Source organism: Rhizobium sp. SRI_017 (assembly GCF_057586295.1).
The window spans coordinates 1-242 of record NZ_JBYCZP010000122.1; the positions used below are offsets into that span (position 1 = coordinate 1).

At 51.2% G+C, this 242-nt stretch carries 1 protein-coding gene; it reads right to left on the bottom strand.

The genetic code is table 11. The features are described 5' to 3' along the window. Positions 1-24: 24 nt before the first annotated feature. The coding region (locus tag AC2YI2_RS35325; protein ID WP_487391164.1) for a transposase at positions 25-242 on the bottom strand (218 nt) is incomplete at its 5' end.

The window sequence follows — 242 nt, forward strand, 5'->3', positions numbered from 1 at the left end:
AAGTAGTGCTAGGTTCAGGACTCATTAATCGAGCCAGAAGCAGCATGTTACTGCAATGAAGATTGCGGATAGGAATGTGTGTGCACATCGGTCGTATCTGGTTGCGACGCGTCTCCAGTCCTTGATCCTGCCGAACATGTTCTCGATACGATAACGCTGTCGATACAGGTCCTTGTCGTATTCAGCCGGGTTCTTCCGTTTGGCGCGGGGCGGGATGCAGGCGGAAATTCCCATTTCTTTCA